Origin of the sequence: Pseudomonas sp. 5P_5.1_Bac1 (genome assembly GCF_025466015.1) — a bacterium.
In the GTDB taxonomy this organism is placed as follows: domain Bacteria; phylum Pseudomonadota; class Gammaproteobacteria; order Pseudomonadales; family Pseudomonadaceae; genus Aquipseudomonas.
The window spans coordinates 1-25,372 of record NZ_JANLNX010000024.1 but is presented as its reverse complement, the minus strand read 5'-3'; the positions used below and the strand labels follow the sequence as shown (position 1 = coordinate 25,372).

Genomic DNA, 25,372 nt, shown 5'->3' with positions numbered 1-25,372 from the left:
GCGCTAAAGATCCGTCAGGCGGCTCGCGGCCCGTGCAGTACTACCAAATGAGTAGCCGATCCCTGCCAAGGGCCGATTCGTCATGCCCGCCGGGCTGACTAAGATCGAGTCACTGCCTGTCATCAGCGACAGGCGCCGCTCAGCAGAGGCCCTACCCCATGATCTACGCAGCTCCTGGCACTCCGGATGCCATCGTCACGTTCAAACCGCGCTACGGCAATTACATCGGCGGTGAATTCGTCCAGCCGCTGAGTGGCCAGTACTTCAGCAACACCTCGCCGGTCAACGGCCAACTGATCGCCGAATTCCCGCGCTCCAATGCCCAGGACATCGAAAAAGCCCTGGACGCCGCCCACGCCGCCGCCGATGCCTGGGGTCGCACCTCGGTCCAGGATCGTTCGAACGTCCTGCTGAAAATTGCCGACCGCATCGAGCAGAACCTGGAAGTCCTGGCCCTGGCCGAGACCTGGGACAACGGCAAGGCCATCCGCGAAACCCTGAATGCCGACGTGCCACTGGCCGCCGACCACTTCCGCTACTTCGCTGGCTGCATCCGTGCCCAGGAAGGCAGCGCCGCGGAAATCAATGACACCACCGCCGCCTACCACTTCCACGAGCCGCTGGGCGTGGTCGGGCAGATCATCCCGTGGAACTTCCCGCTGCTGATGGCCGCCTGGAAACTCGCCCCGGCCCTGGCCGCCGGCAACTGCATCGTGCTCAAGCCCGCCGAGCAGACCCCGCTGTCCATCACCGTCTTCATCGAGCTGGTCGGCGACCTGCTGCCGCCGGGCGTGCTGAACATTGTTCAGGGCTTCGGCCGCGAAGCCGGTGAAGCCCTGGCCACCAGCAAACGCATCGCCAAGATCGCCTTCACCGGTTCCACGCCGGTCGGTTCGCACATCATGAAGTGCGCCGCCGAGAACATCATTCCGTCCACCGTCGAGCTGGGCGGCAAGTCGCCGAACATCTTCTTCGAAGACATCATGCAGGCCGAGCCATCCTTCATCGAGAAGGCCGCCGAAGGCCTGGTGCTGGCGTTCTTCAACCAGGGCGAAGTCTGCACCTGCCCGTCCCGTGCGCTGGTTCAGGAATCGATCTACCCGCAGTTCATGGAAGAGGTGCTGAAGAAGATCAAGCTGATCAAGCGCGGCGATCCGCTGGACACCGAAACCATGGTCGGCGCCCAGGCGTCCGAGCAGCAATACGACAAGATCCTGTCCTACCTGCAGATCGCCCGCGACGAAGGCGCCGAGATCCTCGCCGGCGGTGCCAGCGAGCAACTGGCCGGTGATCTGTCGACCGGTTACTACATCCAGCCGACCCTGCTCAAGGGCCACAACGGCATGCGCGTGTTCCAGGAAGAGATCTTCGGCCCTGTGGTCGGTGTCACCACCTTCAAGGACGAAGCCGAAGCCCTGGCGATCGCCAACGACACCGAATTCGGTCTCGGTGCCGGCGTCTGGACCCGCGATATCAACCGCGCCTACCGCATGGGCCGCGGGATCAAGGCCGGTCGTGTGTGGACCAACTGCTATCATCTGTACCCGGCGCACGCCGCGTTCGGTGGCTACAAGAAATCCGGTGTCGGTCGCGAGACCCACAAAATGATGCTCGACCACTATCAGCAGACCAAGAACCTGCTGATCAGCTACGACATCAACCCGCTGGGCTTCTTCTGATTGCCCGGATAGCTGTGGCAAAACAGTTCCAAAGTAGCATTCGACCCGCACCGGAAACGGTGTATCACTAGAAGCGCCACAAACCCCGTGGCGCGAGAAGAGGATGGACCTATGTGGAAAAAGCCAGCGTTCACTGATCTGCGTATTGGTTTTGAAGTGACGATGTACTTCGCCAACCGTTGATCCCTCTTGCGTCGGCCGGTACTCCAGCGGCCGACGCAGCTGCTCCGATGATCGCATTGCATTCCCCCATCTTTGCTTTAGGCTGGCGCAATCCCAAAAAGAACAAGAAGGCGTTGCATGAGCCCGAACCTGAGCCAGTTGCGTAAGTTCGTCTCCCCCGAAATCATCTTTGGCGCCGGCTGCCGCCACCACGTCGCCAACTACGCCCGCACCTTCGGTGCACGCAAGGTCCTGCTGGTCAGCGACCCTGGCGTGATCGCCGCCGGCTGGGTCGCCGACATCGAAGCCAGCCTCCAGGGCCAGGGCATCGACTACACCCTCTACAGCGACGTCTCGCCCAACCCGCGCATCGAAGAAGTGATGAACGGCGCCGAACGCTACCGCAGCGAACAGTGCGACGTGATCGTCGCCGTCGGCGGCGGCAGCCCGATGGACTGCGCCAAGGGCATCGGCATCGTGGTCGCCCACGGCCGGCACATTCTCGAATTCGAAGGGGTCGACACCATCCGCGTGCCGAGCCCGCCGCTGATCCTGATTCCAACCACCGCCGGCACCTCGGCGGACGTCTCGCAGTTCGTGATCATCTCCAACCAGCAGGAACGCATGAAGTTCTCCATCGTCAGCAAGGCGGTGGTGCCGGACGTGTCGTTGATCGACCCGGAAACGACCCTAAGCATGGACCCGTTCCTCTCGGCCTGTACCGGCATCGACGCGCTGGTGCACGCCATCGAAGCCTTCGTTTCCACCGGCCACGGACCGCTGACCGACACCCACGCGCTGGAAGCCATGCGCCTGATCAACGGCAACCTGGTGCAGATGATCGCCACCCCCAGCGACATCAAACTGCGCGAGTCGATCATGCTCGGCAGCATGCAGGCCGGGCTGGCGTTCTCCAACGCGATCCTCGGCGCGGTGCACGCCATGTCCCACAGCCTCGGCGGCTTCCTCGACCTGCCGCACGGGCTGTGCAACGCGGTGCTGGTGGAGCATGTGGTGGCGTTCAACTACAGCGCCGCGCCGGACCGTTTCAAGCTGATCGCCGAGACCCTCGGCATCGACTGCCGCGGGCTCAACCACAACCAGATCCGCACGCGTCTGGTCGAACACCTGATCGCCTTCAAGCACGCCGTGGGCTTCCACGAAACCCTCGGTTTGCACGGGGTCAACGGCAGCGATATTCCGTTCCTGTCCCAGCATGCGATGGACGATCCGTGCATCCTCACCAACCCCCGAACCTCAAGCCAGCGTGATGTCGAGGTGGTCTATGGCGAGGCCCTCTGACCCTCGCGACGAAGCCCTCGCCGGGCTGCTGGGCCTGAGCAACCACACCGTTCGCAAGAGTCACTACCCGGAACTGGCCGCGCGCCTCGACGAGCTGGAAACCGAGCGCAACCGCTACACCTGGCTGTTCGAGCACGCCGTGCACGGGATCTTCCAGGCCAGCCTCGAAGACGGCCTGCGCGCGGCCAACCCGGCGATGGCGCGGATGCTCGGCTATGCCGATCCGCAGCAATTGCTGTTGGCGCGCACGGACCTGGCCGGGCACCTGTTCGTTGGCGGCCAGGAAGAACTCATGGCCATCGCCCAGGAACTGCAGCGCGAGCGGGCGCTGCTGGGCTACGAAACCCAGTTGCAGCGCAAGGACGGCAGCAGCATCGACGTGCTGATGAACCTGTTGCTGCGGCCGGACGAGGAGGGCGTGGTCGAAGGCTTTGTCGCCGACATCACCGAGCGCAAGCAGCACCACGCCCGTTTGCAGCAGCTCAACGACGAACTGGAACAGCGCGTCGCCGAGCGCACCAACCAACTGATGGAAGCCCGCGATGCCGCCCAGGCCGCCAACCGCAGCAAGGACAAGTACCTCGCCGCCGCCAGCCACGACCTGCTGCAACCGCTCAACGCCGCGCGGCTGCTGATCTCGACCTTGCGCGAGCGGCGCTTGCCGGACGCCGAGCAATTGCTGGTGGAACGTGCGCACCAGGCCTTGGAAGGCGCCGAAGACCTGCTCACCGACCTGCTGGACATTTCCCGCCTCGACCAGGCGGCGATCAAGCCGGATCTCGACCTCTACCACCTGGACGAACTGCTGGTGCCATTGGCCTCGGAGTTCCAGCCAGCGGCGGAAGCGGCCGGGCTGAGCCTGCGGGTGCGCAGCGGCGGCTGGTTGATCCGCACCGATATCCGCCTGTTGACACGGATCCTGCGCAACTTCGTCAGCAATGCCTGCCGCTACACCGGACAGGGCCGCATTCTTCTTGGCGCGCGGCGGCGCGGACAGATGCTGCGCCTGGAAGTCTGGGACACCGGCCGCGGCATCGCCGCCGATCGCCTGGACTCGATCTTCCTCGAATTCAACCAACTGGATGTCGGCCGCGCCGCCGACCGCAAAGGCGTCGGTCTGGGGCTGGCGATCGTCGACCGCATTGCGCGGATCCTCGAATGCCAGGTGCGGGTCCGTTCCTGGCCGGGGCGCGGTTCGGTGTTCAGCATCGACGTGCCGCTATCCAGCGAAGCCCCGCGTCCGGTGGTCGCACCCAGCGCGCCGCTGCCGGCCCTCGGCGATCCGCTGCCGGGTCGGCGCCTGCTGGTGCTGGACAACGAGACCAGCATCCTGCAAAGCATGGCCGCGTTGCTCGGCCAATGGGGTTGCGAAGTGCTGACCGCCACCGACCGCGAAGCGGCCTTGCAGGTGCTGGAGGGCAGGGCGCCAGAGCTGGTGCTGGCAGACTTCCATCTCGATCATGGTGTTACCGGATGTGAAGTCGTTCGTGACCTGCGCAAATACTTCGGCACGGCGATTCCGGCGGTGATGATCACCGCTGACCGCAGTGATCAGAGCCGCCGGGCGATGCAGCGACTGGGCGCGCCCTTGCTCAATAAACCGGTGAAACCCGGCAAGTTGCGTGCGGTTTTAAGCCAATTGCTCGGATAAGCGGGCACTGCCGTGCTTCACGCGGCGACGGGTTATTTGCTATAAACGCTGCCCCCGGCGCCAGAGTTGTCCGGGGCGGGGGCTTTTCGGACAAAACCACAGTCATTTCTGTTGCCCGTCACGAGGCTCGGCCTTAGACTGCCGCCCCCTGTAAATTGAGTACCAATTGGTGCTTGAAGAATTCCGCTGCGGTGGCACGGCCACCACGGCACCCGATTCGTCTAAATGCACGTAATTTTTTATTAGAGAAATCAATGACAAAGGAAAAGTTGCTGGCCATGCCGGCCGATGACTACATGAATGCCGAGCAACAGGCGTTCTTCACCGAGCTGCTGCAGACGATGAAGGTGGAGACCCACGAGCGCATCGAGCAAAGCCGTGTAACCATCGAAAGCCTGGACTCGCCTGCCGATCCTGCCGATGCCGCCTCGGTCGAAGAAGAGCGCCACTGGCTGGTCAACGCCATCGAGCGTGATCAGCGTCTGCTGCCACAACTGGAAATGGCCCTGGGCCGTATCGCCGACGACAGCTTCGGCTGGTGCGATGACAGCGGTGAGCCGATTGGCCTCAAGCGCCTGTTGATCAGCCCTACCACCAAGTACTGCATCGAGGCGCAGGAGCGCCACGAGCAACTGGACAAGCACCAGCGTCAGGTCTGATTCCGCGCTGTTGTTAGCTGAAACCCCGGGCCATGTGTCCGGGGTTTTTGTTTGGGGGCCCTGCGCTGTGAGCTCCCACAACAGACTTCGCCCCTCAGAACAGAAATTGTCCTGCATCAAGGCCGGGTCGGCTTACGCCCAAGGAAGCATGGCTAATGGCGTTGTAGTGGCGTTTAATGACTCCACAATAACAAGCGGAGCCAGAGTCATGATGCGAGAAGGATCTCTGCCAGCCAGCCTGGCACAACCAGACCCGTCAACGAAGGTGGCGCGCGGCTGGTCCGGCACGTTGCTGCAAAGCCTGGTATTGGTGGTGGTGCTGGCGGCCATGGCCTTTGCCGGTATTTCATTCTGGTTCTGCCTGCCGCTGGCCTTGTTGGCCCTGTGGCTGCCACACCTGCGCAGCCGCCCGCGCCCGGCGCCGGTTGCGGTGAGCGATCCGCTCGCCGAGCTGACCCGCGACCTCGCCCAGAGCACCAGCCACAACGCCCTGTCCGCCGCGGGCGTGGCCTATTCGGTCAAGCAACTGGCCGAGAAACTGCAATCGCAACTGGCCTCGGCGGCGCGCATCGTCAGCAGCGCCGAGGTCATGATCGGCACCGAGAAAGTCACGTCGAAGCTCAGCCGCGAGGCGCTGGTCGCCGCGCAACAGGCTCACGAGAGCAGCGCCGCCGGCCGTACCGTGCTGGCCGAGTCGATCCAGTTGATGCACCAACTCAGCGCCCGGGCCAACCAGAGCCGTGAGTTGATCGAGGCGCTGCACCAGCGCAGCGAAGACATCGCCCGCGTCACTCTGGTGATCCAGGCCATCGCCAGCCAGACCAACCTGCTGGCGCTCAATGCCGCAATCGAAGCTGCCCGTGCCGGTGAGCATGGCCGCGGTTTCGCCGTGGTCGCCGACGAAGTACGCGGTCTCGCCGGACGCACCGCCACGGCCACTGAGGAAGTCGGTCTGATGGTCGCCGAGATCCAGCAGCGCACCGCCCAGGTGGTGGAGCAGATTCGCCAGCTCTCCGACGACCTGCACAGCGGCGTCGGCCAGGTCGAACACACCGGTGAGCAACTGGACTCCATCGCCGGGCTGGCGGCGGGCGTCGAAGACCAGATCACCGAGATCGCCGGCGGCACCGAATCGACCCGCACCCAACTGGACAGCCTGTTCCAGGCTGTCGAGCAGATGCGCAGCGACCTGGCCGCCAGCGACCAGCAAACCCAGCGCCTGGCCCAGGCGGCGGTGCAGATGGAAGGGCAGGCCGAAAGCATCAGCGAGCGCCTGGCCGAGGTGGGCCTGGACGAGTACCACCAGCGGGTGTTCGACCTCGCCCTGCGTGGCGCGCAGCAGATTGGCGAGCGCTTCGAGGCGGATGTCCGCGAAGGCCGCATCACCCACGACGATCTGTTCGACCGCCAGTACCAGATGTTGCCCGGCACCCGCCCGGCGCGTTACCGCACCCGCTTCGATCACTACACCGATCAGATCTTGCCGGGTATCCAGGAACCGCTGCTGCGCGAGCACGAAGGCCTGATCTATGCGATCGCCTGTACCCAGCAGGGCTATGTGCCGACCCACAACAACGCCTTCAACCAGCCGCTGACCGGCGACGAAGCCACGGACACCGCGCATAACCGCAGTAAACGCAAGTTCGATGACCGCACCGGCATTCGCTGCGGCAGCCATCAGCAACGAGTGCTGTTGCAGACCTACACCCGCGATACCGGCGAGCTGATGCACGACCTGTCGGTGCCGATCAAGGTCGATGGCCGCCATTGGGGTGGACTGCGGCTGGGCTATCGGCCGGAGAAGATGCCTTAACCGCGACAAGCTTCAAGCGGCAAGCCACAAGAGGAAGCCTCGGCGCACGAGGCGTTCTCTTGTGGCTTGTCGCGTGTTGCTTGTCGCTCAAAAAGCCTCGACGGATTTCCGTGTTTTCGGGCATATTCCCTTCCCTGATCTTGCAGTCACTGCATTTTTTTCCTGTGTGGCTGTCAGAAAGTGTGCCCCGGCCCAGTGGAAAAACCCTGGTTAGTTCGTCGTCGGGCAATAGCTGGCATGGAATAGTGCGTTTTCCCGCAGTGCGAAACGCCAAAGAGCCGCTACTTTTTAGTTCCAAATCACTAGTCTTTTGGACTTCGAATTGAAGAACGGCGTGCCCGTGGGAGTCTTTTGCCCGTGCGCCTGTGTGATAGCGGTTTTTGAGGAGTTTTCATTGGCAGTCAGCAATCTCGATATGCATGCCCTGTTCGTGCTGGGCGACCTTCGCGGCAAACTGGTCAAGCTGTTCCAGTCGCGTTACGTCTATGTCACCGAGCAGAGCCCCGAAGGCCTTTACATGGCCGAGATCGACACCGAAGAGTCGCTGGTGGTGGACGACAAGCAGCGCCTGGAGCTGAAAGTCGGCGACCACTTCCGCGCTGCCGTGCTGCCGAGCCGTGAGGGCGGCAAGTTCGAAATCCGTTTCCGTGAAATCAAGCTGACCATCTATGGCCTGGGCGAGTACGCCTTTGTCAGCGTGCCGGAAGGCAACGGCATCGTCTTTCGCGAGGGCAAGGGCGTGGTGATGGTGTTCGCCGCTAACGAGCGCATTGAAGAAGGTCTGTCGAAGGTGCTCAAGGCCGCCACCGCCAAGGCCGCCAAGTGGCGCAAGGGCGAGCTGACCTTCAAGGCCAGCGAGTGAGCGGACGGCGTGAATTCCACGCCATCCATCAACCGCGCGCCGAAGCGCAGGCACGCCAGTTGCTGGCGCGCCGCGATGAGTTGAAAGGGCAGTGGCTGAGCTGGGTCGCCGGGCAGCTTTACCAGCTTGAGCCGGCGGAGTACGCGGCCATGGTCAGGCGCGAGCTGCAACGCCTGAGCGAGCAGTCGCCTCAATAATCCTTTTCGGGGCTGCCGCTGACTTCATCAGGTACGTCCTCGCCGGCCATGCGCTTGCGAAACAGCGCGGTGCGGGCCAGCAGCAGGGTGGTCACCGGCACGGTGATCGACAGCAGGATCGGGATCAGCCAGGCATGCAGCACCGGCGTTTCCTTGAGCCCCGAGAAATACAGGATCGACGCCAGCGACACGCACCAGGCGCCCAGGGTCGAGGCCAGCGCCGGCGGATGCATGCGCTGGAAAAAGTCCTTCAGGCGCAACAGCCCGATGGCACCGGTCAGGGCGAACAGGGCGCTGGTCAGGATCAGCGCGGCGGTCACTACTTCCAGCCAGAACGGCAATACCGGAGCGGTCATTCGATCACCTCGCCACGCAACAGGAACTTGGCCAGGGCGAACGAGCCGACAAAGCCGAACAGGGCAATCAGCAGCGCCCCCTCGAAGTAGGTATCGCTGCCGTAGCGGATACCCAGCACCAGCATCGTCAGCATCCCCAGCATGTACAGGTAGTCCAGCGCCAATACCCGGTCCTGGGCCGAAGGCCCGCGGAACACGCGGACCAGGGTCAGCGCCATGGCAATGGCGAAGATGAACAGGCTGGCGATGATGGCGTTGGCAAGCAGGCCAGTCATTCGAAAATCTCCATCAGCGGACGTTCATACGTGGTCTTGAAGTGTTCGATGAAGCTCGCTTCATCGTCCAGGTCGAAGACGTGCAACAACAGGATGCTGCGGTTGAGCGCCAGTTCCGACCACACCGTGCCGGGAATCACCGTGGTGATCATCGACAGCGCGGCCAGGCCGTGGGCGTCGCGCAGGTCCAGCGGAATGTGCACGAACTGCGAGCGCGGCGGCCGGCGCCCGGCTTGCCAGACACTGCGAAACACCTGCAGGTTGGACACCACCACATCCGCGCCGACCCGCAGGATCAGGCGCAGGATGGTGCCCGGATGGCGGATGCGTGCTTGCAGCGGGCGCAGCGGCGCCATCAGTTGCGGCGCGACGATGCCGAGCAGGATCGCCAGCAGCAGGTTGCCGGGGCTTACCGAGAGGTTGAGCACCAGCCAGAGGACGGCCAGCGAGAGCGACAGCAGCGGCGCGGGGAAGAGTTTTTTCATGGTTGCACCTGCCCGACGCTGTTCAAGGTGGTAGGGCCGGGGATTGGCTGGGTGCCCAGCACGGCTTCGATGTAGACGCTGGGGTCACTCAGGCTGGCGGCGGTGTCCTGGGCATAGCGCATCAACGGTTCGGCCCACAGGCTGAGCACCACGCACAGGCTCAGCAAGGCGACGATGGGCACGCATTCATACAGGCGCAGCAGCGGCGAGGGGCGCTCCTGGGGTGTCCAGAAACGCTGGATGCCGACCCGCACCAGGGCGATCAGCGAAGCCATTCCCGACAGCACCAGCAACGCCACCAGCACCCAGCCAGTGACCGGCACCGGCTGCTCCGGCTCGATACCCAGGCCCAGCGGGTTGAACAGCGCGGTGATCAAGCTGAACTTGCCGACGAACCCCGACAGCGGCGGCATGCCGATCACCAGCAGGGCGCAGGCGATAAAGCTGAAGCCGAGGAACGCCATGGTCCACGGGATGACCTGACCGACCACGGCTTTCTGTTCGTCGTCCAGGTTGATGCCCTTGGGCGGTTGCAGCGATTCCAGCGGCGAGGGCATTGCGTCTTCTTCTTCGTCCTCGGGGATCTCGTTGGCCGAGCGCGAGCGCTCGATCAGTTCCGCCAGGAGGAACAGCGCGCACAGCGCCAGGGTCGAGCTGACCAGGTAGAACAGCGCGGCGGAGGTCACCGCGGTCTGGCCGAAGCCGATGGCCGCCACCAGGGTGCCGGCCGACACCAGGATGCTCAGGCTGGCCAGGCGCTCCAGGCGTTGCGCGGCGAGGATCGACAGCGCGGCGCAGGCCAGGGTCGCCAGGCCGCCGTACACCAGCCACTCGCCACCGAAGTACGCCGAGGCCCCGGCCTGCCCGGAAAACAGCAGGGTCCACAGGCGCAGCAGGGTGTAGATGCCGACCTTGGTCATGATCGCGAACAGCGCGGCCACCGGCGCGCTGGCCGAGGAGTAGGCCGGCACCAACCAGAAATTCAGTGGCCAGATCCCGGCCTTGGCCAGGAAGGCGATCGCGAGGATCGCCGCACCGGCGTGCAGCAGGCCGCGGTCGGCTTCCGGCACCAACGGGATCTTCAGCGCCAGGTCGGCCATGTTCAGGGTGCCCGTCACGCCGTAGAGCATCGCCGCGCCGATCAGGAACAGCGACGAAGCGAACAGGTTGATGGCGATGTAATGCAGACCGGCCTTGACCCGCGAGCGCCCCGAACCATGCAGCAGCAAACCGTAGGACGCGGCCAGCAGCACCTCGAAGAACACGAACAGGTTGAACAGGTCGCCGGTCAGGAAGGCGCCGTACAGGCCCATCAACTGGATCTGGAATAACGCGTGGAAGCTGGCGCCGGCCCGGTCCCAGCGGGCCAGGGCGAAGAGCAGGGCGCTGATGCCGACTATGCCGGTCAGCACCAGCATCAGCGCGGAGAGGCGGTCGAGCACCAGCACGATGCCGAATGGCGCGGCCCAGTTGCCTGGCAGGTAAACGCCGATGGACGTCGCCTGGCCCTGGTCGCGAACCCACAGCAGCAGGGCGATGGCGATGCACAACCCGGTGAGGGTGGACAGCAGGTTGATCCGGGCCTTGAGCGGCCGGCGCTTTTCGCCGAGCAGCAGCATCAGCGCCGCGGTCAGCAGCGGCAGCAGGATCGGGGCGACAATCAGTTGTTGCATCCCACTCATTCCTTGGGCTCCCGTCCATCGACATGGTCAGTGCCGGTAAAGCCGCGGGACGCCAGCAGCACCACGAGGAACAGTGCGGTCATGGCGAAGCTGATGACGATCGCCGTCAGCACCAGCGCCTGCGGCAGCGGGTCGGTGTAGTTGAGCAGGTCCTGCGGGACGCCGTCCTTGATGATCGGCTCCTTGCCGATGAACAGGCTGCCCATGCTGAAGATGAACAGGTTGACGCCGTAGGACAGCAGGCACAGGCCCATGATCACCTGGTAGGTCCGCGGCCGCAGGATCAGCCAGACACCCGACGCGGCGAGCACACCGATGGCTATTGCGATGACTTCTTCCATCAGGCGGCGGCTCCTTGAGCGGTGGGTTTGGGCTGGCTCGGGCGGTGGGCACGCACCGACTGGTGGGCGAGGGCGGTGAGGATCAGCAGCGTCGAGCCGACCACCACGGTGAACACCCCGATATCGAAGAACAGCGCGCTGGCCACGTGCAGGTCACCCAGCACCGGCAGGTGCAGGTGCGCGGTGTGCGTGGTCAGGAACGGGTAGCCGAACAACAACGCGCCGACCCCGGTGAGGGTCGCGCAGAGCAGTCCGGTGCCCATCCAGCGCAGCGGCCGCAGGCTCATCTGCGCCTCGACCCACTGTGTGCCGGCCACCATGTACTGGAGGATGAACGCCACCGACATCACCAGGCCGGCGACGAAGCCGCCGCCCGGCTGGTTGTGGCCGCGCATGAACAGGTACATCGACACCAGCAGCGCCATCGGCAGCAGCAGGCGTACCAGCACCGCCGGGACCATCATGAAGCCCAGCGCGGTGTCGGTGGCGTTGCGCGGGTTGACCAGGTCGGTGACCACGTCCGGCGCCAGCGAGCGCTGCTGGGCGGGCAACTGGATGCTTTCACGCGGCGGACGGAAGCGCCGCAGCAGGGCGAACACCGCCAGCGCCACGGCCACCAGCACGGTGATCTCGCCGAGGGTATCGAAGCCGCGGAAGTCCACCAGCATGACGTTGACCACGTTGGTCCCGCCGCCTTCCGGCAGGGCGCGGCTGAGGTAGAAGGACGAGATGAAGTTGGGCGTCGGACGGGTCAGCATGGCGTAGGACAGCAGCGCCATGCCACCGCCCACCAGCACCGCCAGCACCAGGTCGCGCAGACGACGCAGGCGCGCCCGTTCCTGCGAGCCGGCCGCGGGCGAGACACCTTCGATCCGCCGCGGCAGCCAGCGCAGGCCCAGCAGGATCAGCACTGTGGTGACCACTTCCACCACCAGTTGGGTCAGGGCCAGGTCCGGCGCGGAGAACCAGACGAAGGTGATGCAGGTCATCAGGCCGCAGACGCTGACCATGATCAGCGCGGCCAGACGGTGGTACTTGGCTTGCCAGGCGGCGCCGATGGCGCACGCGATGGCGATCAGCCAGAGCATCACGAACACCCCGGAGCCCGGGATCTTCGGCCGGTGGCCCCAGCTCAGGCCGTGGTGCAGCAGCGGCAGCATGCCGGCCAGCAGCGCGGCCGTCACCAGCATGAACAGTTGCTTCTGCAGGCGGCGGGTGGTGAGGACGCGTTCGACCCAGCGAGCCGTGCGCATCAGCAGCACCTGGCCTTTCTCGAACAGGCGCTTGCCGTTGAAACGCTCGATCAGCGGTGGATGGCGGAAGCGCCCCTGCTGGAGCTGGGTACGCAGCGCCAGATACAACAGGATGCCGCCGCACATGGCGATCAGGCTCATGATCAGCGGCGCATTCCAGCCGTGCCAGACCGCCAGGCTGTACTCGGGGAGCGTGCCGCCAACCACCGGCAACGCGGCGGCGGCCAGCAGCGGGCCGACCGACTGCGCGGGGAAGATCCCCACCACCAGGCAGGTCAGCACCAGCAGTTCCACCGGTGCGCGCATCCAGCGTGGCGGTTCGTGCGGGGTGTGCGGCAGGTCAGTGGCGGTCGGGCCGAAGAACACGTCGACGGTGAAGCGCAGGGCGTAGGCGACGCTGAAGGTGCCGGCCAGGGTGGCGATTACCGGCAGGGCCATCTCGACCCAGGCGGTGGAACTGATGAACACGGTTTCGGCGAAGAACATTTCCTTGGAGAGGAAGCCGTTCATCAACGGTACGCCGGCCATGGATGCGCTGGCCACCATGGCCAGGGTGGCGGTGAACGGGATCAGCCGGAACAGGCCGCTGAGCTTGCGGATGTCGCGGGTGCCACTTTCGTGGTCGATGATCCCCGCGGCCATGAACAGCGACGCCTTGAACGTGGCGTGGTTGAGAATGTGGAACACCGCCGCCACCGCCGCCAGCGGGCTGTTGAGGCCCAGCAACAGGGTGATCAGGCCCAGGTGACTGATGGTGGAGTAGGCCAGCAGGCCCTTGAGGTCGTTCTGGAACATCGCCGCATAGGCGCCCAGCAACAGGGTGCAGGCGCCGGCGCCGCCGACGATCCAGAACCATTCATCGGTACCGGACAGCACCGGCCACAGCCGCGCCAGCAGGAAGACCCCGGCCTTGACCATGGTCGCCGAGTGCAGATAAGCCGAAACCGGGGTGGGCGCCGCCATTGCGTGGGGCAGCCAGAAGTGGAAGGGGAATTGCGCACTCTTGGTCAGTGCGCCGAGCAGGATCAGTGGCAGCAGGACCGGGTACAGGGCGTGGTTGCGGATGGCGTCACCGGACGCCAGCACCCTGTCCAGGTCGTAGCTGCCGACGACATGGCCGAGCAGGATCACCCCCGCCAGCAGGCATAAACCGCCGGCCCCGGTGACCATCAACGCCATGTAGGCGCCGCGGCGGGCGTCGGCGCGGTGGTGCCAGTAGCCGATCAGCAGGAAGGAGAACAGGCTGGTCAGTTCCCAGAAAAACACGATCTGGATCAGGTTGCCGGACATCACCAGGCCGAGCATGGCGCCCATGAAAGCCAGGAAGAAGGCGAAGAAGCGTGGCACCGGGTCTTGCGGTGACATGTAGTAACGCGCGTACAGCGACACCAAGGTGCCAATGCCCAACACCAGCAGCGAGAACAGCCAGGCGAAGCCGTCCATACGCAGGACCACGTTCAGGCCCATGCTCGGCAGCCAGAGGATTTCTTCGCGGATCACCCCGCCATCGGCGATCTGCGGATAGAGCATGGCAACCTGCACCGTGCCCACCAGGGCAACGATGCCGGCGAGCATGGATTCGGCGTTACGCGCGTTGTGCGGCAGGACACCTGCCAGACAGCTCCCAACAAATGGCAGAAGCAGCAGAACTATCAAGGACATAGATATCTAATCTGCGGAAATTTGTAAGGGATCATACGGAACAGCCATGGGATCACCAACCATGAAGCTGTCGCAGAACCTTACAAGAATTGTAAGAAAAATCTTTTTTCTTATAACAGTTTCCGCAGGACAAGCATCCGGTTGGCTAGAGACCCGGGTCGGCTTCCTTCTCATCCGCGGCGCATTCAGCCGGCTTTTCTTCCCGGCGTTTGATCTTCAGTTCGCTCACCACCACGGCGATGACTATCAGCAAACCGCCGAGCAAGGCCAGGCCTGGCAGGCGATCACCGGCAATACGTCCGACAATCCCGGCCCAGACCGGTTCACCTGCGTAGATCAGCGTAGCGCGGGTTGGCGAAACCGACTTCTGCGCCCAGTTCATTGCCACCTGGATCACCGCGCTCATGGCGCCAAGGCCGATGGCGCTGGTCAGCAGCAGCCAGGAGAAGTCCGGCAGGCGTTCCTGGGTCGGCACCACCATCATGAAGGCCAGCGCCGAGGCAGTGGCCAGTTGCACCACGGTGACCCGGCGCACGTCCACCTTGCCGGCATAGTTGCCGATCAGAATGATCTCCGCGGCGATGGCCACGGCGCTGACCAGTGTGGCGATTTCCCCAGGGCTGAATTGCACCGCGCCACCGCTGGGGCCGGCCAGCAGCATCAGCCCGGCAAAGGCCAGGCCGATGCCCAGGCTTGGCATCAAGCCTGGGCGGCGCCCCAGCACCAGCCACTGCAACAGCGGCACGAAGGGCACGTAGAGCGCGGTAATGAAGGCTGACTGGCTGCTGCTGATGGTTTGCAGGCCGACGGTCTGCAGGCCATAGCCGAGCATGATCGACACGCCGATCAGCACCCCGGCTTTCAGTTCCAGCATGGTCAGGCCGGACAACGAACGGGCGCAGAAGACACCGACAAACAACGCGGCGGCGGCGAAGCGCAGGCCGACGAAGAACATTGGGCCGCTGACAGTCATGACGTTGTGCACGATCAGGAAGGTGCCGCCCCAGAGCATGGTGATGAACACCAGCACCAGTTCCGCCTTGCTCAGGCGGAAAGTGAAGGACGCACGCGAGGGGGTATTGGTAGTCATGACCTTGCACACAGAAGAGGGGGCGACGCACAATGCGCGGCAAAGTTGGGCAGTATACTGCGCAAACCCTTTCGAGTGAGCACCCACGTGGACAAAGATTCCAATTCACGCGCTTCGGTCTTGCAGCACGTCAGTCAGAACGTGCGCCGCCTGCGTCACGACGCGGGTCTGAGCCAGAGCGCCCTGGCGCAGAACTCCGGTGTCAGCCGACGCATGCTGGTGGCCATCGAAGCGGGAGAGAAAAATGTCAGCCTGTCGACCCTCGACCTGATCGCCGAAGCGCTGGGCGTGGCTTTCAGCGACCTGATCAAAGCTGCGGACAACCGCGACTCCAGCCGTATCAACGAGCTGGCCTGGGCCGGCGAGCACCCCGGCAGCAAGGCGGTGCTGCTGGCCAGCACCCCCGCCCGCCGCGAGGTGGAACTGTGGGAGTGGCGCCTGGAACCGGGCGAGCTGTACACCACCAGCGCCGACCCTGAAGGCTTCAGCGAGCAGGTCTTCGTCTTCGAAGGCTGTCTGACGCTGCTGATCGATGATCAGCAGCACCAACTGGTTGCCGGCGAGTTCCTCAGCTACGCCAGCAACCGTAACCACTGCTACCGCAACGACGGCGAGGTGGCGACTCGCTTCGTGCGCAACGTGGTGATCTGATTCAGGCCGCGAGCCATTCTTCGGTAGAAATCACTTTGGCGTAGCCGAACGCCAGCGCAGCCATGTACGCCGCATGCACCTGGGCGGCCGGGACGTTCACGCCGTTGAATTCCACATCGAGGGTGGCACAGGCGTCGTGCAGCACGCTGACGTTGTAGCCGAGGTCCGCGGCGGCACGGGTCGCGGCATCGATGCAGACATGGCTCATGCTGCCGACCACCGTCAGGTCGGTGATCCGCTGTTCTTCCAGCAGGCCCAGCAGCGGCGTGTCGAGGAAGGCGTTGACCTTGTGCTTGAGCACCACGGCCTCGCCGTCGCGGGCGGCCACTTTCGAATGGATCCGCGCACCTTCCGAACCGGGCGTGAAGAATGGCGCATCAGCGGATTCGAATTCATGCCGTACATGCACTACGAAGTCGCCGCGCTCACGGGCTGCGGCCAGCGCCTTGGCGGCGTTGTCGGCGGCCGCGTCGGCGCCGGCCAGGGTCCATTTACCGCCGGGGAAATAATCGTTCTGGATGTCGATGATGATCAGGGCGTGCTTGCTCATGCTGCTTCCTCAGGAGGATGGTGATGGTGTGGCGGATAGTTATAGGCTTGCGCGGCGCTGTTGAAGATTGGCGCGACCGACAATTTGACGGGAAAAACTGACAATGACCTGTGTGGGCGACGCAACCGAGATCGGCATCTTGATGTACCCGGGGGCGCAGATGGCCGCGGTATATGGCATGACCGACCTGTTCAGCGTGGCCAATCGCCTGGCCGCCGATCTTGGTGTGCGCCAACAGGCGCCGCTGCGGGTCTGTCACTGGCAGGACGTGGATGGCGCGCTGAGCGTGACCTTCGACAGCCAGCCGCAGCCACGCCACCAGCCGCGGGTGATGATCGTGCCGCCGAGCCTGGGCTCGGAGTTGTCCAGCGAAGTGCTGGAGCGCTATCGCGGGCAGTTGCGCGAATGGCACGCCGACGGCGCATTGCTGGCATCGGTCTGCGTCGGGGTGTTTTTCATTGCCGCCAGTGGCGTGCTCGATGGTCGTTCGGCGTCCACCCACTGGACCTTCGCCCAGTCGCTGGCCGAGCGTTTTCCCCAGGTCAAAGTGGAGGCCAACCTGCCGCTGCTGGACGACGGCGATGTGATCACCAGCGCCGGACTGATGGCCTGGACCGAAGTCGGCCTGAACCTGGTGGAGCGCTTCCTGGGCCATACCCTTGCGAGCGAAACCGCGCGTTTCCTGGCGGTGCAGCCGGTCCAGCTCAAGCCCGCGGGCAGCACCTTCAGTCCTCGCCTGGACCACGGCGACGAAGCGGTGTTGAAGGTTCAGCACTGGTTGCAGAGCACCGGCGCGCGGGACGTCAGCGTCGCGGTCATGGCCGAATGCGCGGGCCTTGAAGAGCGCACCTTTCTCCGGCGTTTTCGCGGCGCCACCGGGCTCAAACCCACTGAGTACTGCCAGCAGGTGCGGGTCGGACGCGCCTGCCGGATGCTCGAATTCACCCGCCGCAGCATCGACCAGATCGCCTGGGGTGTCGGCTACCAGGACCCCGGCGCGTTCCGCAAGGTCTTCCACAAAGTCACCGGCCTGGCGCCTGGCGAGTACCGTAAACAGGTGACCGGCCAGGCCTGACCTCAGTGTTCCTCGGCGGGCTCCGGCAAGTGCGGGCCGGGGCCCTGCTCGGCCAACTGGTCATGGTGGTTGCGCAGGGGGCAACTCTGCATCGACATGCAGCCACAGCCGATACAGCCGTCGAGCTGATCGCGCAGCAGCATCAGTTTGTCTATTCGCTCGGTCAGGTCGTCCCGCCATTGTGCTGACAGGCGCCGCCAGTCCGCGGCGCTGGGCGCGCGATGGCTGGGCAGGCTCTGCAGCGCGGTGTGGATGCTTGAGAGCGGCAGGCCGAGGCGCTGCGCCATCTTGATTACCGCGACCCGGCGCAGGGTTTCCCGTGGAAAGCGCCGTTGGTTGCCGGCGTTGCGGGTACTGAAAATTAGCCCCTTACTCTCGTAGAAGTGCAGCGCGGTGACCGCGACGCCGCTGCGCGTGGCCAGTTGGCCGACGCTCAGGCTTTTGTCTTGCATAAAAAGATTCTCTTGACCTTGAGCTAACTGGAGGTTTTACCGTGCCGGGCCATGCACCACAAGTGCATACCTGCCGTGCATTGTTTAGGCGGGAGACCTGTAGGAGCGAGCTTGCTCGCGAAAGGCCGCCCCCAAGCTCAACGCGTTACTCGCTGATCCGGCCAACCCGACAACGGAGAGATTTTTCATGATGGCGGTAGCAAACAGCCTCTGTTTCACCCAACTGATCGAATTCGAAGTGGCCCCGTTGCACCAGCACGCCCTGGCCCACGCCCTGGCGGCACGCAGCGAGCGGCTCGCGTTCGAACATGCCGGGCTGCTGGGAATCAGCGTGCAGGCCAGCGACGACGGCAGCCGGGTGCTGCAATACCTGCAATGGCAGTCGCGCTCCGACTGGGAGGCGGCCATTGGCAGTTTCGACCAGGAACCTTTCCTCGATCTGCTGCGCGAGCACCTGGCCCGGGGCGTGAATTTTTCCGCCTTCCAGACCCTCAGCAGCCTGGCACGCACCGCCGAGGGCGGGCTGCACTGCCAGGTGGCGCCGCACCAGACGCTATGAGTACCAGGGTGAATGGTGCGGATAGCGATCGAGCCGGGCGCCGATCACCATCTCGCTGATCCAGGCGGTGAGCAGGGCGCTGTAGGCTTTCTGGCTGCGGTCGCTGGACAGCGCGTGATCGGCGCCGTCGACGATCCGGTGGGTCAGCGAATGGGCGCAGACGAAGGCCGAGCGATAGCTCATCAAGGTGCTGTGGGGCACATAGTCGTCCTGCTCCGACTCCACCAACAGGACGTCGCCGGAGAATTCGGCGCAAGCCGCCAGCGCCCTGTTGTCGCCGGGGCCGAGGGTCATCAGGCGGTATTGCGACAGGCGCTGGCGGTCGAGGCCCTGCTTGGGCGCGCTCCATTCGTCATCCCAGTACAACGCCGGCACTCGCAGTGCCAGCCATTTCACCGGACGCTGGCGAGTGAGCAGGGTGGCCAGGTAGCCGCCGTAGCTGCTGCCGATCACCGCGATGGAACTGGTGTCCACCGCCGGGTGGCCGACCAGCTTGTCGTAGGCCGCCAGCACATCGGCGAAATTTTGCTCGCGGGTGACGCTGCGGCGCTGGCTTTCGGTTTTCTCATGGCCGCGCAGGTCGAAGGTCATGCACACGCAACCCAGGCCGGTGATGTGCTTGGCCCGGGCCAGGTCGCGTTGTTGGCTACCGCCCCAGCCGTGGACGAAAAGGATGCCCGGGACTTTCGCGCTGGGGCTGAGCAGCGTTCCGGCGATATTTTCGCCGTCGACAAGGATGTCGAGGGTTTCGCTATGGATGGTCATAGGCGCGGATCCTCGCGTATTTACAGATGCGTCCGACTTCAGAGTCGTCCCCTTGGTAGAAAAGCGTCGCGTCCGCGGGCAATTGCACCTCGTCGAACACCTCGTGGGTCGAGGCGCGGATGCGTTGCAGGGCCGGGTCCTCGGAAAATGCCCGCAGCGCCAGCAACTCCGCGCTGCTGGCGCCGCCGATGCGCCAGGATTGCTCCAGTACGCCGCTGCGCACGCTGCCGTGGGGTGTCAAGCCGCGGGCTACGTCGTAATTGCGCCGGGACGCGAGAAAGCCGGGAAAGGCCTGCATGGCCGCCTGCTCGTAGGTTCGGGCCTGGGTGATTGCCAGACGCAACGGATCTTCCAGCTCCAGTTGCAGCAGTTCGTCGTAGCCGCCGCGCACCAGCACCAGGTCCGAGCCGCCGTAAACCGAAACGCCTTGGTGATCGTTTGTCAGGCTCTGCACGCCGTAGTAGCTGCAGGTGATACCGGCTACCAGTGCCTGGCCGACACTGAATGTTTCAACCTGCTCAAGGTTCTCCTCCAGCACCAGGCCCCAGAGGGCCAATTCGTCTTCATCCATTTGCTGCAGCTCGGCTTCCAGGGCGTTGAGGTTTTCGATCACCGTTTGGCCGCGACCGGCGGTAGCCCGCACCGGCTTCAGCCGCAGCGGCCCGTCCTGGAACAAAAGCGCTGCGGCGCGCCGGGCATCATCGATGCTGAACACCGTGTAGCCCTTGAGCAGGGCATCACTGGCGCGGCGGGCGAAGTCGTCGGTCCAGCCCAGCGGAAAGGTGGCGCTGGCGGGCAAGGGGTGGGAGATGGCTTTGGTCGCCATGTAGGGATGAGTGACCATGCCGCCGAAGAAATCGGCGATCGAAGTGATGCCCAGTTCCCGATAGCGCGCAGGCTCGATCAGCGTCGAGGTGGGGAGGTAGTAGAAGTCACCGCTGTCATCGGCCTCGGTGTCCACCACCTCGGTGTGCAGCAGCGCCGCGAGGTGTTCGGCCAGCTTGCGGTGGACGGCGCGTTCGTGGTCGGGCGTGCTCTCGCGGGTATCGAGCAACAACACGCCGTGCTTGCGGTCGGTCCGGCGGGGCATGGTAGGCGCTCCAGCAGCAAGGGATATCTGTTCTGAAGCGCGCGACCAAGCGGAAGTTCAGCGCTAATCGGGCTTTTCCACTAAAAGTTATATAAATATGAAAATTGATAATTATTAGTTCTATGCTGGCTTGAGGCACTATGGCATCAGGATTCGGGAAGCGCGCTGCGTTCCTGGGCGACAACTGCCAGAGAGCCTTGAACCATGGAAAATCTACCGCTGTATTTCGACTATGCCGCCACGACACCCGTCGACGAGCGAGTCATTGACGTGATGGTCAAGTGCCTGGGCGCAGCCGGCAATTTCGGCAACCCGGCATCCAGTTCGCACCGCTATGGCCAGCAGGCGCGGCAAGCCGTTGAACTGGCCCGGGAACAGGTTGCGTCATTGGTGGGCGCGCGTGCCGATCAACTGGTCTGGACCTCCGGCGCCACCGAGTCGAACAACCTCGCGCTGAAGGGCCTGGCCCAGGGCCGCAGCGGCGGGCACATCATCACCAGCCGGGTCGAACACAAAGCCGTGCTCGACACCGCCCGGCAGTTGCAGGACGCCGGCTTCGAGGTGACTTACCTCACCCCGGATACGAACGGGCTGATTACCCCGCGCGCCGTATTGGCGGCCTTGCGTCCGGACACGTTCCTGGTCTCGCTGATGCTGGTGAACAATGAGCTGGGCACCCTGAATGATGTTCGCGCCATCGGTGAAATCGTTCGGCGTCATGGCGCGCTGTTGCATGTGGATGCGGCGCAGGCGGCCGGCAAAGTGGCAATCGATCTGAGCGAGTGGCCGCTGGATGTGGTGTCGTTCTCTGCGCACAAGGTCTACGGACCCAAGGGCATCGGTGCACTGTATGTTGGCGAACGCGCCCGACCCCTGTTGCAGGCGCAGATCCACGGCGGCGGTCACGAAGGCGGCTTGCGCTCCGGCACCCTCGCAACGCACCAGATCGCTGCAATGGGTGCGGCGTTCGCCCTGGCCGGCGAGGTGCAGGACGAGGAGGTGGCACGCATCCGATGTTTGCGTGATCGCCTGCTGGAACAGTTGCGTGATATTTCCGGATTGCAGCTCAACGGTAACCCCCAGCACGCCATTCCCCACACCCTCAGTCTGACCTTCAGCGGCGATTCGCTGGACCTCTCCGCACTCGGCGCAACACTGGCATTTTCCTCCACCTCGGCCTGTAACTCCGGTAGCAGTGCGCCTTCCCACGTGTTGCTGGCGCTGGGGCATGACGAATACCTGGCGAGTCAGACCATCCGTCTGAGCCTCGGACGTTTCACCCACGAGGCGGATATCGACCAGGCGGCCCGCGCGATAAGGGCTGCGCTGCGTCCTGCGCCGTTCTGGGGTGTTGCCCGAGGCTGATGCCTGCTCCATTATCAGCGGCCAGAATGAATGGCCGTGGTAGTGACAGGAGTAAGCATGAACAGTCAGCCGACAGCGCAGGATGCGATCAGTACACGAGTGGCGCGCCTGCGTCAGGTGATGCGCAACGAAGGGGTCGATGCGTTGTTCGTGCCTTCCGCCGACCCCCATCTTTCCGAATACCTGCCGGGCTACTGGCAGGCACGCCGGTGGCTCTCGGGCTTCCACGGCTCGGTCGGCACCTTGGTGCTGACCGCGGACTTTGCCGGCCTCTGGGCCGACAGTCGTTATTGGGAGCAGGCCGAGCGGGAATTGGCCGGCAGCGGGATAGAACTGGTCAAGCTGCAGCCGGGTCGCCCCGGTCCGTTGGATTGGCTGGCCGATAATGCGCCCGCCGATGGCACGGTGGCAGTGGATGGCGCGGTCATGGCCCTGGCCTCGGCCCGGCAATTGGGTGATCGGTTGAAGGCGCGCAATGTCCGCCTGTTGATGCACAAGGACCTGCTCACAGAGGTCTGGGATGATCGTCCGGCGCTGCCAACCAATCCGGTCTACGAGCATTTGCCGCCGCAGGCCACGGTCAGTCGGGTGGAGAAGTTGCACGCCCTGCGCCAGAGTCTCGCAGAGCGCGGCGCGGACTGGCATTTCATTGCCACCGTCGATGACATTGCCTGGTTGTTCAACCTGCGTGGCAGTGATGTTTCCTACAACCCGGTCTTTGTCTCCTTTGCGCTGGTCAGTCGCGATGCGGCGCTGCTGTTTGTCGGTGAAGGCAAGGTCGATGCTCAACTGCGCAAGGTTCTGGCTGCCGATGGCGTAGAGGTGCGGGATTACCCTGCGATTTCCGCCAGTCTCGCCGCGATTCCGGCGGGCAGCAGCCTGTTGGTCGATCCGGCCAAGGTCACCAGTGGCCTGCTGGCGAACCTTAATGAAGGCGTGCGGCTGGTGGAGGGCATCAACCCGACCACCCTGGCCAAGTCGCGCAAGAGCGAGGCGGACCTTGCGCACATCCGCCAGGTCATGGAGCAGGACGGTGCGGCGCTGTGTGAGTTCTTCTCTTGGTTCGAGGTCGCCCAGACTCGCGAGACGGTTACCGAAGTAACCGTCGATGAACGCCTGAGCGCCGAGAGGGCGCGGCGTCCCGGTTTCGTTTCACTCAGCTTCGCGACCATCGCCGCCTTCAATGCCAACGGGGCCATGCCGCACTATCGGGCCACGGAAGCCTCCCACGCGCGGATCGAAGGCGATGGCCTGCTGTTGATCGATTCCGGCGGGCAATATCTGGGCGGAACCACCGATATCACCCGTATGGTGCCGATTGGGACGCCTAGTCAGGCACAGAAAGAAGATTGCACGCGGGTGCTCAAGGGCATGATCGCGTTGTCGCGAGTGAAGTTTCCGCGGGGCATTCTGTCGCCGCTACTCGATGCCATCGCCCGGGCGCCACTGTGGGCAGAGCATGTCGATTATGGCCATGGCACCGGTCATGGGGTGGGCTACTTCATGAATGTCCATGAAGGGCCGCAGGTGATTGCCTATCAGGCCGCCGCCGCGCCACAGACGGCCATGCAGACGGGGATGATCACCTCTATTGAACCGGGCACTTATCGTCCGGGGCAGTGGGGCGTTCGGATCGAAAACCTGGTGTTCAATCGCGAGTCGGCAAAGAGTGCGTTCGGCGACTTCCTTGAGTTCGAAACCTTGACCCTGTGCCCGATCGATACACGTTGCCTGCTGATCGAAAGGCTCGGTAGCGAGGATGTCGAGTGGCTGAACGGCTATCACGCACAGGTACGGCGTCGGCTCGAGCCATTGCTGAGCGGTGCAGCGCTTGCGTGGCTGCAGGAGAGAACGGCGGCAATCAGCGCTTAGGTCGGCAAAATGTCGCATTAATAAAGAAGGGCAACCCACGGGTTGCCCTTTCTTATTTGCAGATGACGATCATGCTGCGGCTTGTGTAGCCCGCTGGATTGATGCCGAACGGGTAGTCGCCGGGCTCTTCATCGCCGTCGCCGGATTTTGCGATGACCTTGTAGCCTTTGGTGCCGCAAGAGCTTTCAGCTTTGCTATAGCACTTGTTCCAGGAGGAGGACAGGCCAGAGCAGTTGATGTGCAGCCCTTTCTTGCCACGCTTGACTTCGTCCTTGGCGGTCGCGGCACAACCGGCAACGGCCAGAATGGCGAGGATGAGCAAAATTCGTTTCATTCCTGTCCTTAACGCATTCGCGGGTCTGTGCCCGTGTTTGTGTACTTGGCATCGTCCTGATGCTTATTCGTCCCTGCTCCGATTTGAAAGGTTCAACATATTAGATACCGTCCACAGCTTAAACAGGGTTGGCGGGCCGACACAATCACTCATATCGCTTTAAATGAAAATATTTCTCAATCAGTCGGCTGCAACCAGCGGTGGGGCGCCCTTGCGCATGGACATCGTGGCGCCGACGGAGGCTGTAATGATGGCGGCAATCGCCAGCCATTGGGTGAGGCTCAGCACTTCGTTGAGGAACAGTAGCCCGGAAAGAGCGCCGAATGCCGGCTCGATACTCATCAGCGTGCCGAACGTGCGTGCCGGCAGGCGCGTGAGGGCGACCATCTCCAGGCTGTAGGGCAGGGCGGTAGAAAGGATCGCGACACCGAGGGCTACCGGGATCAGTGCCGGGTTCAACAGCGCAGTACCGGCATGAACGATACCGATCGGGGCAACGACTATCGCGGCAATCACCACGCCAAGGGCGGCGGTCTGGATGCCGTTCTCGGCACCGGCTTTCTGTCCATAAAGGATATACAGCGCCCAGCAAACCCCCGCGCCCAGGGCGAAGCACGCGCCTTTCGGATCGATTCCCGAACTGGTCGCACCGATAGGGACCAGCAACAGCAGGCCGGCGATGGCCATGCCGATCCAGAGAAAGTCCACCGGGCGGCGGGACGCATACAGCGCGACTGCCAGCGGGCCGGTGAACTCCAGCGCCACCGCGATGCCCAGCGGAACAGTTTGCAGCGACATATAGAAGAGAAGGTTCATACCACCCAAAGCGGCGCCGTAAACCACCACAGTCTTCAGCGTGCTGGCGGTAAGCCGTGCACGCCAGGGGCGCAGCAGAAGCAACATGATCACGCTCGCGATCAGCAAGCGCAGCGTCGTGGTGCCCTCCGGGCCAACCAGCGGGAACAGGCTTTTGGCGAGCGACGCTCCAGACTGAATCGACGCCATTGCAATAAGCAGCACGCCGACAGGAAACAGCGTGGCGGCCAGGCTGCGGGGTTGGATGTTCATTGCGGTTGGGTGTTCCTTTATATAGGAGGGCAGGGCGGTAGTTACGCCGATGGGCCTATGATGCTCAACTGCGGGGTAAATGAGCAATATAGTGCGCATATTTCTTTGTTGACCCATATTTC

The 25,372-nt window shown here is 63.8% G+C and carries 26 protein-coding genes; 13 read left to right on the top strand and 13 right to left on the bottom strand.

Annotation, left to right across the window (positions count from 1 at the left end; genetic code table 11):
- Positions 1-158: 158 nt before the first annotated feature.
- From NTD82_RS04535 to NTD82_RS04500, 8 genes are all read left to right on the top strand, one after another.
- Positions 159-1,679: an aldehyde dehydrogenase family protein gene (locus tag NTD82_RS04535; RefSeq protein WP_095157603.1), complete on the top strand. Its 1,521-nt coding sequence runs from the start codon at positions 159-161 to the stop codon at positions 1,677-1,679.
- 111 nt (positions 1,680-1,790) lie between these two features.
- Positions 1,791-1,862: a pyrroloquinoline quinone precursor peptide PqqA gene (gene pqqA / locus NTD82_RS04530; RefSeq protein ID WP_009394664.1), complete on the top strand. Its 72-nt coding sequence runs from the start codon at positions 1,791-1,793 to the stop codon at positions 1,860-1,862.
- Between the two features lie 117 nt (positions 1,863-1,979).
- A complete protein-coding gene (gene ercA / locus NTD82_RS04525; RefSeq protein ID WP_262127904.1) occupies positions 1,980-3,143 on the top strand; it encodes an alcohol dehydrogenase-like regulatory protein ErcA in 1,164 nt (387 codons plus the stop codon).
- Positions 3,127-4,794 (top strand): NahK/ErcS family hybrid sensor histidine kinase/response regulator, encoded by a 1,668-nt coding sequence (locus NTD82_RS04520; protein WP_262127903.1) that lies wholly within the window; start codon positions 3,127-3,129, stop codon positions 4,792-4,794. Before ercA ends, NTD82_RS04520 begins: the two co-directional genes overlap by 17 nt.
- Before the next feature lie 254 nt (positions 4,795-5,048).
- Positions 5,049-5,453, top strand: a complete 405-nt coding sequence (locus tag NTD82_RS04515; RefSeq protein WP_095157597.1) for a TraR/DksA family transcriptional regulator — start codon at positions 5,049-5,051, stop codon at positions 5,451-5,453.
- 148 nt (positions 5,454-5,601) lie between these two features.
- Positions 5,602-7,266, top strand: coding sequence for a methyl-accepting chemotaxis protein (locus NTD82_RS04510; RefSeq protein WP_410017027.1), 1,665 nt, complete (start codon positions 5,602-5,604; stop codon positions 7,264-7,266).
- A gap of 394 nt (positions 7,267-7,660) precedes the next feature.
- The gene (locus NTD82_RS04505) at positions 7,661-8,128 is read left to right on the top strand and encodes a hypothetical protein (RefSeq protein WP_095157593.1); all 468 of its coding nucleotides are present in this window, start codon (positions 7,661-7,663) and stop codon (positions 8,126-8,128) included.
- Entirely contained in the window at positions 8,125-8,325 is a 201-nt protein-coding gene (locus NTD82_RS04500) for a hypothetical protein (protein WP_262127901.1), read from the top strand. Before NTD82_RS04505 ends, NTD82_RS04500 begins: the two co-directional genes overlap by 4 nt.
- Here NTD82_RS04500 and NTD82_RS04495 read toward each other — a convergent pair.
- The 7 genes from NTD82_RS04495 to NTD82_RS04465 all read right to left on the bottom strand — a co-directional run bounded on the left by NTD82_RS04495 (position 8,319) and on the right by NTD82_RS04465 (position 15,469).
- Positions 8,319-8,681 (bottom strand): Na+/H+ antiporter subunit G, encoded by a 363-nt coding sequence (locus NTD82_RS04495; RefSeq protein ID WP_095157589.1) that lies wholly within the window; start codon positions 8,679-8,681, stop codon positions 8,319-8,321. The genes NTD82_RS04500 and NTD82_RS04495 overlap by 7 nt on opposite strands.
- Complete coding sequence (locus tag NTD82_RS04490; RefSeq protein ID WP_095157587.1) at positions 8,678-8,956, bottom strand: K+/H+ antiporter subunit F; 279 nt, start codon at positions 8,954-8,956, stop codon at positions 8,678-8,680. Before NTD82_RS04490 ends, NTD82_RS04495 begins: the two co-directional genes overlap by 4 nt.
- Positions 8,953-9,441, bottom strand: coding sequence for a Na+/H+ antiporter subunit E (locus NTD82_RS04485; RefSeq protein WP_095157585.1), 489 nt, complete (start codon positions 9,439-9,441; stop codon positions 8,953-8,955). Before NTD82_RS04485 ends, NTD82_RS04490 begins: the two co-directional genes overlap by 4 nt.
- A complete protein-coding gene (locus NTD82_RS04480; protein WP_262127900.1) occupies positions 9,438-11,123 on the bottom strand; it encodes a monovalent cation/H+ antiporter subunit D in 1,686 nt (561 codons plus the stop codon). The genes NTD82_RS04485 and NTD82_RS04480 overlap by 4 nt, the downstream gene beginning before the upstream one ends.
- Positions 11,120-11,464 (bottom strand): Na+/H+ antiporter subunit C, encoded by a 345-nt coding sequence (locus tag NTD82_RS04475; protein WP_009394682.1) that lies wholly within the window; start codon positions 11,462-11,464, stop codon positions 11,120-11,122. The genes NTD82_RS04480 and NTD82_RS04475 overlap by 4 nt, the downstream gene beginning before the upstream one ends.
- Positions 11,464-14,379 (bottom strand): monovalent cation/H+ antiporter subunit A, encoded by a 2,916-nt coding sequence (locus NTD82_RS04470; RefSeq protein ID WP_262127899.1) that lies wholly within the window; start codon positions 14,377-14,379, stop codon positions 11,464-11,466. Before NTD82_RS04470 ends, NTD82_RS04475 begins: the two co-directional genes overlap by 1 nt.
- 145 nt (positions 14,380-14,524) lie before the next feature.
- Positions 14,525-15,469: a DMT family transporter gene (locus tag NTD82_RS04465; RefSeq protein WP_262127898.1), complete on the bottom strand. Its 945-nt coding sequence runs from the start codon at positions 15,467-15,469 to the stop codon at positions 14,525-14,527.
- A gap of 87 nt (positions 15,470-15,556) precedes the next feature.
- Between NTD82_RS04465 and NTD82_RS04460 the strand changes: the two genes are divergently transcribed.
- Positions 15,557-16,120: a helix-turn-helix domain-containing protein gene (locus tag NTD82_RS04460; RefSeq protein WP_262127897.1), complete on the top strand. Its 564-nt coding sequence runs from the start codon at positions 15,557-15,559 to the stop codon at positions 16,118-16,120.
- Between the two features lies 1 nt (position 16,121).
- Here the strand turns inward: NTD82_RS04460 and NTD82_RS04455 are convergent, their stop codons facing one another.
- Positions 16,122-16,670 carry a cysteine hydrolase family protein gene (locus tag NTD82_RS04455; protein ID WP_262127896.1) on the bottom strand — a complete coding sequence of 183 codons (549 nt, stop codon included), beginning with the start codon at positions 16,668-16,670 and terminating at the stop codon, positions 16,122-16,124.
- Positions 16,671-16,773: 103 nt separating this feature from the next.
- Here NTD82_RS04455 and NTD82_RS04450 point away from each other — a divergent pair, with 103 nt between their 5' ends.
- The gene (locus NTD82_RS04450) at positions 16,774-17,745 is read left to right on the top strand and encodes a GlxA family transcriptional regulator (protein ID WP_262127895.1); all 972 of its coding nucleotides are present in this window, start codon (positions 16,774-16,776) and stop codon (positions 17,743-17,745) included.
- A gap of 2 nt (positions 17,746-17,747) precedes the next feature.
- On the opposite strand, the gene soxR is transcribed toward NTD82_RS04450, so the two are convergent.
- Positions 17,748-18,197: a redox-sensitive transcriptional activator SoxR gene (gene soxR / locus NTD82_RS04445; RefSeq protein ID WP_095157571.1), complete on the bottom strand. Its 450-nt coding sequence runs from the start codon at positions 18,195-18,197 to the stop codon at positions 17,748-17,750.
- Positions 18,198-18,384: 187 nt separating this feature from the next.
- Between soxR and NTD82_RS04440 the strand changes: the two genes are divergently transcribed.
- On the top strand, positions 18,385-18,756 hold the full coding sequence (locus NTD82_RS04440; RefSeq protein WP_262127894.1) for an antibiotic biosynthesis monooxygenase: 372 nt from the start codon (positions 18,385-18,387) through the stop codon (positions 18,754-18,756).
- On the opposite strand, the gene NTD82_RS04435 is transcribed toward NTD82_RS04440, so the two are convergent.
- Both NTD82_RS04435 and NTD82_RS04430 read right to left on the bottom strand, forming a co-directional pair.
- Positions 18,751-19,521, bottom strand: a complete 771-nt coding sequence (locus tag NTD82_RS04435; RefSeq protein ID WP_095157567.1) for an alpha/beta hydrolase family protein — start codon at positions 19,519-19,521, stop codon at positions 18,751-18,753. The genes NTD82_RS04440 and NTD82_RS04435 overlap by 6 nt on opposite strands.
- Positions 19,508-20,611, bottom strand: coding sequence for a DUF3182 family protein (locus tag NTD82_RS04430; RefSeq protein ID WP_262127893.1), 1,104 nt, complete (start codon positions 20,609-20,611; stop codon positions 19,508-19,510). Before NTD82_RS04430 ends, NTD82_RS04435 begins: the two co-directional genes overlap by 14 nt.
- Positions 20,612-20,815: 204 nt before the next feature.
- On the opposite strand from NTD82_RS04430, the gene NTD82_RS04425 reads away from it, so the two are divergent.
- Positions 20,816-21,976 carry a cysteine desulfurase family protein gene (locus tag NTD82_RS04425; protein ID WP_262127892.1) on the top strand — a complete coding sequence of 387 codons (1,161 nt, stop codon included), beginning with the start codon at positions 20,816-20,818 and terminating at the stop codon, positions 21,974-21,976.
- Positions 21,977-22,033: 57 nt separating this feature from the next.
- Complete coding sequence (locus NTD82_RS04420; RefSeq protein WP_262127891.1) at positions 22,034-23,848, top strand: aminopeptidase P family protein; 1,815 nt, start codon at positions 22,034-22,036, stop codon at positions 23,846-23,848.
- A gap of 52 nt (positions 23,849-23,900) precedes the next feature.
- Here NTD82_RS04420 and NTD82_RS04415 read toward each other — a convergent pair whose 3' ends face one another.
- Complete coding sequence (locus tag NTD82_RS04415) at positions 23,901-24,182, bottom strand: hypothetical protein (RefSeq protein ID WP_110972607.1); 282 nt, start codon at positions 24,180-24,182, stop codon at positions 23,901-23,903.
- Positions 24,183-24,362: 180 nt separating this feature from the next.
- Positions 24,363-25,250, bottom strand: a complete 888-nt coding sequence (rhtA, locus tag NTD82_RS04410) for a threonine/homoserine exporter RhtA (protein WP_262127943.1) — start codon at positions 25,248-25,250, stop codon at positions 24,363-24,365.
- Positions 25,251-25,372 lie beyond the last annotated feature (122 nt).

What these genes read in the sequence shown, in the direction of transcription:
- NTD82_RS04535 (WP_095157603.1), top strand. Translation starts at nt 159, where the DNA reads ATGATCTACGCAGCTCCTGGCACTCCGGATGCCATCGTCACGTTCAAA.
- ercA (WP_262127904.1), top strand. Translation starts at nt 1,980, where the DNA reads ATGAGCCCGAACCTGAGCCAGTTGCGTAAGTTCGTCTCCCCCGAAATC.
- NTD82_RS04520 (WP_262127903.1), top strand. Translation starts at nt 3,127, where the DNA reads ATGGCGAGGCCCTCTGACCCTCGCGACGAAGCCCTCGCCGGGCTGCTG.
- NTD82_RS04515 (WP_095157597.1), top strand. Translation starts at nt 5,049, where the DNA reads ATGACAAAGGAAAAGTTGCTGGCCATGCCGGCCGATGACTACATGAAT.
- NTD82_RS04510 (WP_410017027.1), top strand. Translation starts at nt 5,602, where the DNA reads ATGGCTAATGGCGTTGTAGTGGCGTTTAATGACTCCACAATAACAAGC.
- NTD82_RS04495 (WP_095157589.1), bottom strand. Translation starts at nt 8,681, where the DNA reads ATGACCGCTCCGGTATTGCCGTTCTGGCTGGAAGTAGTGACCGCCGCG.
- NTD82_RS04490 (WP_095157587.1), bottom strand. Translation starts at nt 8,956, where the DNA reads ATGACTGGCCTGCTTGCCAACGCCATCATCGCCAGCCTGTTCATCTTC.
- NTD82_RS04485 (WP_095157585.1), bottom strand. Translation starts at nt 9,441, where the DNA reads ATGAAAAAACTCTTCCCCGCGCCGCTGCTGTCGCTCTCGCTGGCCGTC.
- NTD82_RS04480 (WP_262127900.1), bottom strand. Translation starts at nt 11,123, where the DNA reads ATGAGTGGGATGCAACAACTGATTGTCGCCCCGATCCTGCTGCCGCTG.
- NTD82_RS04475 (WP_009394682.1), bottom strand. Translation starts at nt 11,464, where the DNA reads ATGGAAGAAGTCATCGCAATAGCCATCGGTGTGCTCGCCGCGTCGGGT.
- NTD82_RS04470 (WP_262127899.1), bottom strand. Translation starts at nt 14,379, where the DNA reads ATGTCCTTGATAGTTCTGCTGCTTCTGCCATTTGTTGGGAGCTGTCTG.
- NTD82_RS04465 (WP_262127898.1), bottom strand. Translation starts at nt 15,469, where the DNA reads ATGACTACCAATACCCCCTCGCGTGCGTCCTTCACTTTCCGCCTGAGC.
- NTD82_RS04455 (WP_262127896.1), bottom strand. Translation starts at nt 16,670, where the DNA reads ATGAGCAAGCACGCCCTGATCATCATCGACATCCAGAACGATTATTTC.
- NTD82_RS04450 (WP_262127895.1), top strand. Translation starts at nt 16,774, where the DNA reads ATGACCTGTGTGGGCGACGCAACCGAGATCGGCATCTTGATGTACCCG.
- soxR (WP_095157571.1), bottom strand. Translation starts at nt 18,197, where the DNA reads ATGCAAGACAAAAGCCTGAGCGTCGGCCAACTGGCCACGCGCAGCGGC.
- NTD82_RS04440 (WP_262127894.1), top strand. Translation starts at nt 18,385, where the DNA reads ATGATGGCGGTAGCAAACAGCCTCTGTTTCACCCAACTGATCGAATTC.
- NTD82_RS04435 (WP_095157567.1), bottom strand. Translation starts at nt 19,521, where the DNA reads ATGACCATCCATAGCGAAACCCTCGACATCCTTGTCGACGGCGAAAAT.
- NTD82_RS04430 (WP_262127893.1), bottom strand. Translation starts at nt 20,611, where the DNA reads ATGCCCCGCCGGACCGACCGCAAGCACGGCGTGTTGTTGCTCGATACC.
- NTD82_RS04425 (WP_262127892.1), top strand. Translation starts at nt 20,816, where the DNA reads ATGGAAAATCTACCGCTGTATTTCGACTATGCCGCCACGACACCCGTC.
- NTD82_RS04420 (WP_262127891.1), top strand. Translation starts at nt 22,034, where the DNA reads ATGAACAGTCAGCCGACAGCGCAGGATGCGATCAGTACACGAGTGGCG.
- NTD82_RS04415 (WP_110972607.1), bottom strand. Translation starts at nt 24,182, where the DNA reads ATGAAACGAATTTTGCTCATCCTCGCCATTCTGGCCGTTGCCGGTTGT.
- rhtA (WP_262127943.1), bottom strand. Translation starts at nt 25,250, where the DNA reads ATGAACATCCAACCCCGCAGCCTGGCCGCCACGCTGTTTCCTGTCGGC.